We start from the raw sequence: 13235 nt of genomic DNA, 5'->3' as shown, positions 1-13235 counted from the left end.
GGGCATTTGATATTTGCGTGCTGGTCAAAAATCGACAGAGCTCCACAAAACCCTGTGGGAGCGAGCTTGCTCGCGAAAGCGACGGTACATTCAACATTGAAGTGTCTGAACCACCGCTATCGTGAGCAAGCTCGCTCCCACAGGGGGAATGGTCGCGTCTGTTATCTCGCGGGCAAAACCGAACTTGCCCGTCATTTGCCGATCAGTTCCTTACAGACCCTTCCCAAGGAGCTTCCCGTTTTGCTCAAGTTCAGGACCGCGATACTGCTGGGGGCGTTGCTGTTTCTGGGCAGCAACGAGTTGGAAGCCGTCACGCTGCCGGGTGTTCCCGCTGCTGCCGAGGAACCGGCAAAGCCTGAACCGCTGGTCCAGGGCGGTCTGCTCGGGGCCATCAGTTCCAGCATCGACGACGTTCAGGACAAGCTCGACCTCAACGAAGACTTGGTCGACGCCTGGCGCCTGCGGGCCGATCGGGCGGCAGATGAAGTGGATAAGCTGGTCAATCGACCCTCGAGCCGTTCAGGTTGGAGCGTGATCGGCGACTTCCTGATGTTGTCCGGCGTCTGGCTCGGCACCTTCGCCTTGCTCACCGTGCTCGGCGGGATCCTCGCCAAACGCTTGAACCAGGGCCGCTGGCTGCGCACCCGCCAGCGCAGTCAGGATCTGCTCAATTATGTGTTGCCTTACACGCTGCCGGCCTTGATCTGTCTGCCGTTGACCCTCTACGTCAGCCATTTCCTGCCCGCCTCGGTGGGCCGCGCGCTGGCGTTGTGTTTCGCCTACGCCACCAGCAGCGGTATTTTCTCGACCTCGATGCTGCTCTGCGTGATCGTCATGTTCAACACCGGCCACAAGCGCACGGCGGTGCAGATCATTCGCGATTACTGCCCTCGGCCGCTGTTCCTGATCGGCTTTCTCGCCGCGCTCAGCGATGCGTTGACCAGCCCGCAAATCGCCCGGCAACTGGGCGGCAACATCACCAGCAGCGCCGCAGTGCTCACCGGTTTTTTCGTCTCGATCATCTTCGGATTATTGGTGATTCGTTTACGCCGCCCGGTGGCGCATCTGATCCGTAACCGGCCACTGGCCCAACGCCTCAAGCAGCGATCGCTGCAAGAGTCCTTGCGGATTTTTTCCGGGCTCTGGTACTGGCCGATCCTGCTGATGGTGATGGTCTCGGCGATCAACCTGCTTGGCGTAGGCGATGACAATCAGAAGGCCCTGCGCTGCGCGTTGTTCACCACCATCCTGCTGATCGCCACGGTGTTTCTCAGCACGATTTTCCAACACATGTTCAAGTCGCGTCAGGTCACAGCGATCCAGCACAGCAGCGCCTACAAAGAGCGTTTTCTCAGTCTGTTGCATGCGTTGCTGCGGATCGTCATGGCCGTTGCCTTCATCGAAATCCTCGGGCGGATCTGGGGCGTGTCGCTGTTCGAATTCGCCGAGCGCAACTCGGTGGGCCGGGCGATCAGTGAGTCGTTGAGCAGCATGGGCCTGATCTTTCTGGTGACCTGGTTGCTGTGGGTGGTGCTTGATACGGCGATCCAGGAAGCGCTGAAACCGCCGCTCAACAAACGCACGACGCAGCCCAGCACGCGGGTCAAAACTATCCTGCCGCTGCTGCGCAACGCGATCAAAATCATCCTGGTGGTGATCTGCGCGATTACCACCATGGCCAACCTTGGAATCAACGTCGCGCCGTTGCTGGCCGGTGCCGGGGTGGTCGGCCTGGCCATCGGTTTCGGCTCGCAACAACTGGTGCAGGACGTGATCACCGGGTTGTTCATCATCATCGAAGACACCCTTTCAATCGGCGACTGGGTGGTGCTCGACTCCGGCCACGCCGGCACGGTCGAGGGCTTGACCATCCGCACCTTGCGCCTGCGTGACGGCAAGGGCTTTGTGCACTCGGTGCCGTTCGGTCAGATCAAGGCAGTGACCAATCAATCGCGGCAGTTCGCGTATGCGTTTTTCTCGGTGCAGTTCACCTACGACACCGATGTCGACAAGGCGATTGAGTTGATCCGTGAAGCGGGGGATTCGATCCGCGAGGACGCGTTTCTCAAGTACAACCTGCAAGGGCCGCTGGACGTGTTTGGCGTCGACAAAATGGACCTCAACGGCGTGGTGCTGACGGCGCAGTTTCGCACGGTGTCGGGTGGGCAATATGCGGTGAGCAGGGCGTTTAACCAGCGGTTGAAGAAGCTTGTGGATAACAGCCCGTGGGTGCATTTCGCGCAGACTTATCCACAGCAGGTTTTGATGCCGAGGCAGGCGATGGCAGATGATGGGCCGGTGGCCGAAAATTCGCCGGTGATGCTGCCGGATCAGCCTCGCCCCCAATAACACCGTAACCCCTGTAGGAGCGAGGCTTGCCCGCGAAGGGCGCATCGCGGTGTATCAGTAGGATCGTGTCTTCGTTCTTCGCGGGCAAGCCTCGCTCCTACAGGGACTGGTGTCGGTTAGACAATTTTGCTCAGACACCGATTACCTGTGGGAGCGAGCTTGCTCGCGATGAGGCCGCCCCAGACACCATCAATGGCGGATCAGTTTGCGGTGCAGTTCGGCAGTCGATTGCTGATCCAGCTCCACCCAGAGAACCTGCTTGCCGGCAATCTCGGCAGCCGCTGGCAACCCATCCCGATACACCAGGCGATTGCTCACCAAGGCCGGCACCTTCGCACCGGGCAATAACGTCCCGGCAAGGTTCAGCGGATCAACCCCGCACACCGCAATCAGACTCCCGTCATGCGGCCGGCGCCGGACTTCGCGCAACAACGGTATCGCCTCAGGCAATGCAAACTGCTCCCCGGCCAAACCACTGACAAACCGGCCACCGCGAATCTCCCCCCGAGCTTCCAGACGATGGAACGTGCGCAGCAATTCCCGCCAGCTCGGCAACCAATCCGCTTCCCGCTCCAGCAAGCGCCAGAACACCACGCCATAGCGCCTCAACAAGGTCATGGCGATGTGTTCCAGAGTGTCGCTTGGCGTCGGGGCCGGTCGTTTGTTATCCACAACCGGCGCGGCAGGACCCCGTCGCAGCAAGGCCCAGCGCCCGGCATCGTCCATCCCGCCGACAAACGCCCCACGGCCACGTCGGCTGCTGCGATTCTGCCGTTTACTGGCCGGCGTAATCAGCGCTCGCAGGCCCGCGAAACTGTCGGCGTTTACCAGCCCGGCGCCGACCAGTTCCTGCAGGGCAATTTCCAGCTCGGCGCGCAGCAGATGTGCCTCGTGAGTCAGCTCATCGAAAAACAGCGCGCCGTGTTCGCTGAGTGCTTCGTAAACCTTCTGCGTTTTGGGTGACAGCTCGCTGACCGGGGTCTGTTCGGTCAAGCTGCTCCACAACCCGACCTGACTGCGCGGCAGCAACAGAATCGGCGTGCTGCGCAGCGCCGTGCCGGCACTCTTATTGCGCGCCGTCAGACGCGTCCAGACCAGTTTCCCGCTGCGACACGCATCATCCAGCCAACTCGCCGAATAGCCTTTGATGCGCATCGGCAGAATGTCGCTGTCCCAGGCTGAAGCAGCGGCGGGGTAGCCTTCGAACTGGGCGACGATGGCGGGCAGCACCGCATTGCCCTGGCCTTGAGTCGCGGCGGACAGATGCTGCCAGTCGAACAGAAACCGCATGAAATCCTGCAACGCCACCGGCTCGATTTCCCGCCGCAGACGCTTGACCGTGTAGCGGTGAATCCGCGCCAGCAGGTGCCGCTCGCACCATTCATCCTCACTGGCGCCCGGGGTGAATTGGCCGCGCAGTACATAACCTTCGCGCTCCAATTGTGCCAGCGCTTGGGTGACTTCAATGGCCGGCAATCCCAACGGTTCAGCAATTGCTTGCAACGGCAGTGGACCAAACGCGCTGAGCCGCGCGCGAATCACTTCCAGCAGCGCGTCATCCGGCTCCCAGACTTCATCGAACCCCGGCAGCGCCTCCATCGGTGGCTGCAAAGTCGCCTGTGGATAAAACGCGCGCAGGCAGGTCAACCGCTCCAGCGCCAGCCACAGCGATTGCTCGGCATTGATCTGCAAACGGCTGGCGCGGCCACTTTCAGCAAGGGCGTTCAGCCAGTCCAGCCAATGCGCATTGGCCTGCGCCTCGGCATCGGTGATGCACGTCAGGCTCATCAACGCCTCGTGCATTTCATCGACGCCCGTGGGCGTTGGCCAGGCTTCGTCGCGCACTGCTTGAATCGCCTCGGCATCCAGCGCGCCGAGGTCGTCGGTGGATTGCGGATCGCTCCAGCGCCGGTTGAGCACCGCTTGCGTACGACGCTCTTCCAGCGGCGCATCGTCGAGAAAGGTATAGGGGCGGGCGCTGAGGATTTCTGCTGCCAGTGGCGAGGGCGCTGGCAAATCGCGGCTGATCAGTCGGACATCGCCGCTTTCCATGCGCCGCAACAACGCCAGCCAGCCTTCGCAGTCCATGGCCTCGTGCAGGCAATCGTCGAGGGTTTGTTCCACCAGCGGATGCTCGGGCACTTCACGTTCGCCGGCGAGGTTTTCCACGCAGGCGATCTGGTCGGGGAATACGCTGGCGATCAGGTCTTCGCTTTTCATGCGCTGGATCTGCGGCGCGACTTTGCGTCCACCGGTATAACGCGGCAACGCCAGCGCGACTCCGGCATTCCAGCGCCAGCGCACGCCAAACAGCGGAGCATCGAGTATCGCCTGGATCAGCAAGTGTTCGGCGGTGTTGCTGTGCACGTAGCGCCAAACGTCTTCGAGTTCGAAGCTGTGGCTGGTGGACAGCGACAGCACGATTGCGTCTTCGCTGGCGGCGGCCTGCAGTTCGAAGTTGAAGGTGCGGCAGAAACGCTTGCGCAAGGCCAGGCCCCAGGCCCGGTTGATGCGACTGCCGAACGGCGTGTGGATAATCAGTTGCGTGCCGCCGGACTCGTCGAAAAAGCGCTCCATCAGCAGCGTGTCTTGGGACGGCAGGGCGCCAAGCGTCAGGCGCGCCCGGGCCAGGTAATCCACCAGTTGCTCGGCGCTGGCCAGGTTCAGACCGAGGGTGTCGGTCAGCCAGTCGGTGGCCGGCTGCAAGTTGCCCGGTGTGAGGCCGAGCAATTCGTCCAGCTGCGCTTGCAGGCGCGCTACGGCGAATGACAATTCTGCGCTGCGCCCAGGCGCTTCACCGAGCCAGAATGGAATGGTCGGCGGCTGGCCCTGAGCGTCTTCGACCCGGACCTTGCCGGTTTCGACGCGCAGGATTCGATACGACGTATTGCCCAACTGGAAGATATCCCCGGCGATGCTTTCCACCGCAAAGTCTTCGTTGACGCTGCCGATGTTCAGCCCTTGAGGTTCGAGCAGTACGCTGTAATCGGCGTTGTCCGGAATCGTTCCGCCGCTGGTCACAGCCGTCAGTTTGCTGCCCCGGCGACCGCGCAATGTGCGGGTCACGGCATCGCGGTGCAGGTAAGCGCTGCGGAAACCCTGCCGACCGTTGTAGCCCTCGGCGAGCATGTGCAGCAGCGCCTGGTAATGTTTTTCGTCGAGTTCGGCGTAGGGCGAGGCTTTGCGGAACATCTCCAGCAGCGCCTGCTCCTGCCATTCCTGGCAGCTGACTTCGGCGATGATCTGCTGAGCCAGGACATCCAGCGGCGCCTTGGGAATCTGCAAGGTGTCGACTTCGCCACGGCGCACGCAGTCGAGCAGGGCGGTGCATTCGATCAGGTCATCGCGGGTAGTGGCGAATAAACGGCCCTTGGGCGTGCCGCCAACCTGGTGCCCGGAGCGGCCGACTCGCTGCAAAAAGCCGGCAATCGAGCGCGGCGAGGCGATCTGGCACACCAGGTCGACATCGCCAATGTCGATCCCCAGCTCCAGCGAGGCCGTGGCGATCAGCACTTGCAGGTCGCCACGCTTGAGCCGCTGTTCGGCGTCGAGGCGAAACTCCTTGGCCAGGCTGCCGTGGTGCGCGGCGACGGCTTCTTTGCCGAGGCGTTCGCTTAAATGCCGGCTCAAGCGTTCGGCCAGGCGTCGGGTGTTGACGAAAATCAGGGTGGTGCGGTGTTCGCGGGCGAGGGCGGCGAGGCGGTCGTAGACCCGTTCCCAGACATCGTTGGGCATCACTGCCGATAAAGGCACTGGCGGCACTTCGATGTCCAGATCCCGGGGGCGTGCGTGGCCGATGTCGATGATTTCGCAGGGGCGATCGCGACCGACCAGAAAGCGCGAGACCGCTTCGATGGGTTTTTGCGTGGCGGACAGGCCGATGCGCATCAGCGGGACGGCGCACAACGCCTGCAATCGTTCGAGGCTCAGGGCCAGGTGGCTGCCGCGCTTGCTGGCGGCGATGGCGTGGATTTCGTCGACGATCACCGTGCGCGAGGTGCCGAGCATCTGCCGGCCGGAGTCGGAGCCGAGCAGCACGTAAAGGGATTCCGGGGTGGTCACCAGAATGTGCGGCGCATTTCGGCGCATGGCCGAGCGGTCTTTCTGCAGCGTATCGCCGGTGCGCACGGCGGTGTTGATCTGCAATTCGGGCAGGCCCATGACGCGCAATTGCTCGGTAATGCCGGCCAGCGGGGTTTGCAGGTTGATCTGGATGTCGTTGGACAGGGCTTTGAGCGGTGAGACGTAGACCACCAGGGTTTCGTCGGGCAGATGGCCGCCGTTGTCCAGACCCCGGTGGACCAGGTCGTCGATGACCGCGAGGAATGCCGTGAGGGTTTTGCCGGACCCGGTGGGCGCGGCAATCAGGGTCGAGCGATGCTGGCGGATCAACGGCCACGCCCGGGCCTGGGCGGCGGTGACCGTCGGGAACGTATTGCTGAACCAGGCGCTGACGGCGGGGTGGAAGCCTGCCAAGGCCGCGTCCGTGGGGATGGGCAGATTCATGGGGTAATTTATGCGGGCGGGGGGATGAAGATGCAAGTACCGCTCAAGACCTTCGCCGATTTTGAGGGCCTCTTCGCGGGCAAGCCTCGCTCCTACAAGGGAATGCGATCACCTGTAGGAGCGAGGCTTGCCCGCGAAGAGGCCATTAGCCGCACCGCAAAATCCGGCGATCTACACTTTACGGATGACGGTTGCGCACTAAACCCGCAAAATGCAACGATTCCGGCAACTCACAACGACATCGCCCGTGGGCGCTGTCGATAAAGCCATCGTTCCAATCAGACTGGGCCTGCTGACTCTATGCGAATGCGCCTTATGTTACTGGGCGGCGGAAATGCCCTTGGGCAGGCGCTGATTCGCCTCGGTGCGGAGGAAGACATCGGTTTCCTCGCCCCCCGCCCACCGCAAGACGGCTGGGATGCCGCGAGCCTGACGCAACTGCTCGACGACACCCGCCCGGACGCGCTGATTAACCTCGCCTACTACTTCGACTGGTTTCAGGCGGAGACGGTCAGCGAGCAGCGTCTGGCCGGGCAGGAGCGGGCAGTCGAGCGTCTGGCCGAACTGTGCCAGCATCACAACATCGTTCTGCTGCAACCGTCGAGCTATCGGGTGTTCGACGGCTCCCGGGCGACCGCTTACAGCGAAAAAGACGAACCGGTGCCGCTGGGCCTGCGCGGTCAGGCCTTGTGGCGGATCGAACAAAGCGTGCGCGCCACTTGCCCGCAACACGTGCTGCTGCGATTCGGCTGGCTGCTCGATGACAGCCCCGACGGCACCCTCGGGCGTTTCCTCGGTCGTGCCGAACAACCTGAAGAGCTGCTGATGGCCGACGACCGCCGGGGCAACCCGACACCGGTTGACGACGCGGCGCGGGTGATCATTTCGGTGCTCAAGCAACTTGATTGTGCCGCGCCGCTGTGGGGCACCTATCATTACGCCGGGCATGAGGCGACGACGCCGCTGGCGCTGGGTCAGGCAATTCTGACCGAAGCACGCGCCTTGCATCCGCTGGCCATCGAGGCGCCAACCGCCCAGGCTCACGCCGCGCGACCGGACGCCGCCGAAGAGCCGCAACACGCGGTGCTGGCCTGCAAGAAAATTCTGCACACTTTCGGGATCAAGCCCCGCGCATGGCGCGCGGCACTCCCGGGCTTACTGGATAGGTTCTATCGCCATGGCTGACGGCCCTGTTTTAATCACCGGCGGCGCCGGTTTCATCGGCTCGCACCTGACTGATGCCTTGCTCGCCAAGGGGCATTCGGTACGCATTCTCGATGACCTGTCCACCGGCAAACGCAGCAACCTGCCGCTGGACGACCCCAAGGTCGAACTGATTGTGGGCGACGTCGCCGATGCTGCGCTGGTGGCTCGGGCGATGCTCGGTTGCAGCGCCGTGGCGCATCTGGCAGCGGTGGCGTCGGTGCAAGCCTCGGTGGACGATCCGGTGAAGACTCACCGGAGCAATTTCATCGGTTCGCTGAATGTCTGCGAAGCCATGCGCCAAGCCGGCGTCAAACGAGTGCTGTACGCCTCCAGTGCTGCCGTTTATGGCAACAATGGCGAAGGCGAGTCGATCGACGAAGACACACCGAAGGCGCCGTTGACGCCGTATGCGTCGGACAAGTTAGCCAGCGAATATTACTTCGATTTCTACCGTCGCCAGCATGCTTTGGAACCGGTAATTTTCCGCTTCTTCAACATTTTCGGCCCGCGTCAGGATCCGTCCTCGCCGTACTCCGGCGTGATCAGTATTTTCAGCGAGCGCGCGCAGAAAGGCCTGCCGATCACCGTGTTTGGCGATGGCGAGCAAACGCGCGATTTCGTGTACGTCGAGGATCTGGTGGACTTGCTGGTGCAAGCCATCGAGCAACCGCAGGTTGAAGTCGGCGCGGTCAACGTCGGCTGGAACCAGGCAACGTCCCTCAAGCAAATGCTTGAAGCGTTGCAGGCGGTGGTCGGTCAATTGCCACCCGTGAGTTATGGCCCGGCGCGTTCTGGTGACATCCGCCACTCGCGAGCGAACAACCAGCGATTGCTGGAGCGTTTTACTTACCCTGAGCAGACACCGATGAGTGTCGGGCTGGCGCGGTTGTTGGGACGCTGAGGTTTATGCAGTCATGAAAAAGGCGCCTTTTGAGGCGCCTTTTTTGTGGCCGTAATGTTTCTTTGGTCGCCACAAAAGCCATTCAAGTTCTTCTCAGAATTTGTAACCAAGCCCAACCATGTAGATAAACGGATCCACATCCACATTCACTTTAGCCCGAGTACCCGGCGCAACCGCGTTGTTCTCAACAGTCGCGCGGGTATCGATGTCGATGTAGCGCACCTGGGCGTTGATCATCACGTTGTCGTTCAGCATGTAGTCGGCGCCGACCTGGAACGCCATGCCCCAGGAGTTTTTGGCCTTGAAGTTGCTGAAACCGTTGGCCTGCGCTTCGCTGCCGACGTGCTCGTCGTAGATCCAGGTGTAGTTGATGCCGGCGCCGACATACGGCTGGAACGCGGACTTCCCGTCCAGTGGGTAGTACACAACGCTCAAGGTCGGCGGCAGGTGTTTGAGGGTGCCGAGTTTGCCGTTGGCTGCGCCCAGTGCGGTGCCTTTGATTTTCACGTCATGTTCGAAGGGCGAGGCGGCGAGCAGCTCGATCCCCCAGTGGCTGTCGATCATGTAGGCGAAGTTCAGGCCCAGTTGCGTGTCGCTGCTCATGGTGGCCTTGCCACCCAGATCGGCGCCGGCCAACGGGCCTTGATCGACCTTGACGCTGGAGCTGTCGGCTTTCGGGTTGACGGTGATTGCACCGGCACGAACGATGATGTCGCCGGCATCGTGGGCGTAGGCGAGCGGGGCTGCAAACGCGAGGGCGAGCAGCGAAGCGCAGAGCGCGGACTTGTGCATGGGGGCTCCAAAGGACGTTAAAAATGTTCGATGTCCAATGGTACGGAGGCGTCTGATACGGTCTTTTGATGCAGCTCAATGAAACAGTAATGGGCCTGATTTTGTTGGTGACTCTAATGGCCCCTTCGCGGGCAAGCCTCGCTCCTACAGGTATTGCGTATCTCCTGTAGGAGCGAGGCTTGCCCGCGAAGGCGTCCTCACAATCAACACAGAACAGCCGGATTCACTCCGGCAGTTCATACACATAAATCTTGTCCGCCTCCATCTGATACCCCGCATCCGCCAACTCGCTGCTCGACGCTTTCACCTGCAACGCCCCCTCGATCCAGTACGGCTGATACAGCTCATCGAGCTTCACGCCCACTTCGCTTTTCACATGCACGATCTGGTTCGACGGCGGTGGCGGCACATGGATGCAGGCGCCGAAATACGGCACCAGCAAAAACTCCGTGGCGCGGCCTTCCTCACTCACTTCCAGCGGCACGATGTAACCCGGCAAGCGGATGTTCTGCCCGTCGAGGCTTTTCACCACCGGTGCATTGGGCATGTCTTGCTTGGCCGCCGGCGCCGACTCGGCGGCCAACGCGTCGCTCATCTGCGACAGGTCGTGCAGCGGTGTCATGTTTGGCACTTCCGGTGCGGCGTCCGGCGGAATCATTTCCGACCAGGTCAGTTCTTTCGGCTCGGCCGCCCACAGCGGCAGGGCAACCAGCATCAAAAGCGCAAGCAGAGCGCGGGGCATCATTAACGTCCTCATAGTCGGATCGACAGGCCATCGGCCAGGGATTGGCGATACGCGCGCCACGCCGGCACGCTGCCCATCAGCAACGCGGCGATCAGGATGCCACCGAGCAGCGTCCATTCATATTCACTGGGCCAGGCGAGTGGCAAATACAAGCCGTAATTGGCTTGCACATAACCCTGGGCCAAGGCGATACCCACATACAAAAGGCCCAACCCGGCAATCACGCCGGACAGCGCCAAGGCGAACGCCTCCAGCACCAGCAACGTTGCGATGTGCCACGGTCGGGCACCGACCGAGCGCAGAATCGCCATCTCGCGACGTCGCTCGTTGAGGCTGGTGAGGATCGCCGTGAGCATGCCGATCAAACCGGTCAGCACCACAAACAGCGAGACCACGAACAAGGCCTTTTCCGCCGTGTTCATCAAACTCCACAACTCTTGCAGCGCCACGCCGGGCAGGATCGCCAGCATCGGCTCGCCACGGAATTCGTTGATTTCACGCTGCACGGCGAAGGTCGAAATCTTGCTGTTGAGACCGAGCATGAACGCGGTGATCGCTGGCGGCGTCAGGTCCATGTTGCGCGCCTGATCGGCACTGATCCGGCCTTTGCCCTGGGCCGGCACACCGTTGTGCCAGTCGATGTGAATCGCTTCCATACCGCCGAGGCTGATGTGCAACGTGCGGTCCACCGGGGTGCCGGTGCGCTTGAGAATGCCGACCACGGTGAACGGCTTGTCATCATGCTTGACCAGGCTGATCACCGCCACGCCGTGAGCCAGCACCAGTTTGTCTCCGAGTTTGTAGTGCAGCGCCTCCGCTACTTCGGCACCGAGCACCACTTCGAACGGATCGCTGGCGAAGGCGCGGCCGTCGGCGATTTTCAGGTGTTGTTGATGGCCGTACTGGTAATGCTCGAAGTACGCCTCGGTGGTGCCCATCACGCGGTAACCACGATGGGAGTCGCCAAGGGACATCGGGATCGCCCACTTCACTTTCGGGTTGTTGGCGAAATGCTCGAAGCTGTCCCAACGAATGTTGTTGGTGGCGTTGCCGATGCGGAACACCGAGTACAGCAGCAGGTTCACCGAACCGGAACGGGCGCCGACGATCAGGTCGGTGCCGCTGATGGTGCTGGCGAAGCTGGCCTTGGCTTCGGTGCGCACCCGTTCCACGGCCAACAGCAGGCAGACCGACAGGGCAATGGCGAATGCGGTGAGGATCGCGGTGAAGCGGCGATTAGCCAGGCTGGCCATGGCTAGACGAAACAAATACATCTCAGACCTCGAACGGGGTGGCGGCGCGATTAAGTTCGGCCAGCGACAGGTGGCGATCGAACAGCGGCGCGAGGCTTTGGTCGTGGCTGACGAATAACAGGCTCGATCCGGCTTCACGGCATTCGGCAAACAGGAGGCGGATGAAGTTTTCGCGAGCGTCGTAATCCAGCGCCGAGGTCGGTTCGTCTGCGATCACCAGTTCCGGTTGACCGATCAACGCCCGCGCGGCGGCGACCCGTTGCTGTTGGCCGATGGACAGCGAATCGGCGCGGCGGCCGAGGATGCTTTCATCCTTCAGGCCCAGGTGGGCGAGCAGGGTGGCGGCGGCCTGCTCGACACTGCCGTGACGCTGTTTCGCACGCTGGGCGCGAAGTTTGGAGAAGTGGCAGGGCAATTCGACGTTTTCGCGGACCGAGAGAAACGGCAGCAAGTTGAATTGCTGGAAAATGTAGCCGGTGTGATCGACGCGAAAGCGGTCGCGCGCACCGGCGCCGAGTTCGGTGAGTTCCTGGCCCAGCAGGTGAATGCTGCCGCGATCGGGCTTCTGCACCCCGCCGAGCAGGCCGAGCAGGGTGGTCTTGCCACTGCCGCTGGGGCCTTTGAGGAACAGGGTTTCGCCGGGTTCCAGGCGAAACGCCGGGATGTCCAGCAGCGGCGGGTGACCGGGCCAGCTGAAGCCCAGGTCGGACAGTTCGATGAGTGCTTGGGTCATGTGAAACCGGTCAGGTTGATAGGTGAACCCTGTAGGAGCGAGGCTTGCCCGCGAAGGCGATTTACCAGCCGACATCAATGTTGAATGTGATGGCCTCTTCGCGGGCAAGCCTCGCTCCTACAGGGGCGGTGGTGGATTTAGAATTTCAGGGCGGCAGCCTTGGCCGTCACTTCAACCCCTTGCTGCCCGCTCGGGCTGATCAGTTGTACCTGAATCTTCTGGGTGGCCGGGAAGGTGTTGAAGATGTTCGCCAGGTCCAGCGTCTTCAGCGCGCCGGGTGCCGAGCAGCTGAATTGATAATGGGCATGGATTTCGCTGTGGTCGTGATGATGTTCGTCTTTGTCATCATCGGCATCCGGCTTGTCGCCGAACAACGGGCTTTCCAGTTCCTGTGTCGCGACCACGCAACCGGCGGCTTTCAGCAGGTTGAACAGCACCAATGGTTTTTCAAGCTGTGCGCGGACGGCGGCAACCTTGGCTTTGTCGGCGTCGGTGGTGGCGGCGTGTTCGAAGCCCACCAGGTTCATCGCCGGGCTTTCCAGTTCCAGCTCCAGGGTCTGACCGTCCAGCGCTGCGTTCAGGCGACCGACGCCATGTTCGTGGGCGCCGAGGCTGCCGTGCTCATGATCATGTTCATGTTCATGTTCATCAGCGGCGTGGGCGACGGCCAGCGGCAACAGGGCAAACGGCAGAACGAGAAGCAGACGGCGCATGGCGGGTCTCCGGAAATAAAATGAATAATTTGTTATG

9 protein-coding genes are annotated in these 13235 nt (G+C 61.8%); 3 read left to right on the top strand and 6 right to left on the bottom strand.

Going from position 1 to position 13235, the window contains the following annotated elements:
• Window positions 1–240: 240 nt before the first annotated feature.
• The gene (locus tag ACYZTM_RS11860; protein ID WP_461988796.1) at window positions 241–2349 is read left to right on the top strand and encodes a mechanosensitive ion channel family protein; all 2109 of its coding nucleotides are present in this window, start codon (window positions 241–243) and stop codon (window positions 2347–2349) included.
• A 189-nt stretch (window positions 2350–2538) separates the two neighbouring features.
• Here the strand turns inward: ACYZTM_RS11860 and ACYZTM_RS11855 are convergent, their stop codons facing one another.
• Window positions 2539–6855, bottom strand: a complete 4317-nt coding sequence (locus tag ACYZTM_RS11855; RefSeq protein ID WP_461988794.1) for an Lhr family helicase — start codon at window positions 6853–6855, stop codon at window positions 2539–2541.
• A gap of 300 nt (window positions 6856–7155) precedes the next feature.
• On the opposite strand from ACYZTM_RS11855, the gene ACYZTM_RS11850 reads away from it, so the two are divergent.
• Entirely contained in the window at window positions 7156–8040 is an 885-nt protein-coding gene (locus ACYZTM_RS11850) for a sugar nucleotide-binding protein (protein ID WP_461988791.1), read from the top strand.
• Window positions 8033–8962 carry an NAD-dependent epimerase/dehydratase family protein gene (locus ACYZTM_RS11845; RefSeq protein ID WP_131062016.1) on the top strand — a complete coding sequence of 310 codons (930 nt, stop codon included), beginning with the start codon at window positions 8033–8035 and terminating at the stop codon, window positions 8960–8962. The genes ACYZTM_RS11850 and ACYZTM_RS11845 overlap by 8 nt, the downstream gene beginning before the upstream one ends.
• 93 nt (window positions 8963–9055) lie before the next feature.
• Here the strand turns inward: ACYZTM_RS11845 and ACYZTM_RS11840 are convergent, their stop codons facing one another.
• From ACYZTM_RS11840 to ACYZTM_RS11820, 5 genes are all read right to left on the bottom strand, one after another.
• The gene (locus ACYZTM_RS11840; RefSeq protein ID WP_461988789.1) at window positions 9056–9754 is read right to left on the bottom strand and encodes an OmpW/AlkL family protein; all 699 of its coding nucleotides are present in this window, start codon (window positions 9752–9754) and stop codon (window positions 9056–9058) included.
• A 223-nt stretch (window positions 9755–9977) separates the two neighbouring features.
• Window positions 9978–10496, bottom strand: a complete 519-nt coding sequence (locus tag ACYZTM_RS11835; RefSeq protein ID WP_461988787.1) for a DUF3299 domain-containing protein — start codon at window positions 10494–10496, stop codon at window positions 9978–9980.
• An 11-nt stretch (window positions 10497–10507) separates the two neighbouring features.
• Window positions 10508–11773, bottom strand: a complete 1266-nt coding sequence (locus ACYZTM_RS11830; RefSeq protein WP_461988786.1) for an ABC transporter permease — start codon at window positions 11771–11773, stop codon at window positions 10508–10510.
• 1 nt (window position 11774) lies between these two features.
• On the bottom strand, window positions 11775–12485 hold the full coding sequence (locus tag ACYZTM_RS11825) for an ABC transporter ATP-binding protein (RefSeq protein ID WP_461988784.1): 711 nt from the start codon (window positions 12483–12485) through the stop codon (window positions 11775–11777).
• Window positions 12486–12622: 137 nt separating this feature from the next.
• Complete coding sequence (locus tag ACYZTM_RS11820; RefSeq protein ID WP_461988782.1) at window positions 12623–13198, bottom strand: DUF2796 domain-containing protein; 576 nt, start codon at window positions 13196–13198, stop codon at window positions 12623–12625.
• Between the last annotated feature and the right edge of the window lie 37 nt (window positions 13199–13235).

This window comes from Pseudomonas sp. MDT2-39-1 (genome assembly GCF_054898085.1).
This window is presented reverse-complemented; position numbering and strand designations above follow the sequence as displayed.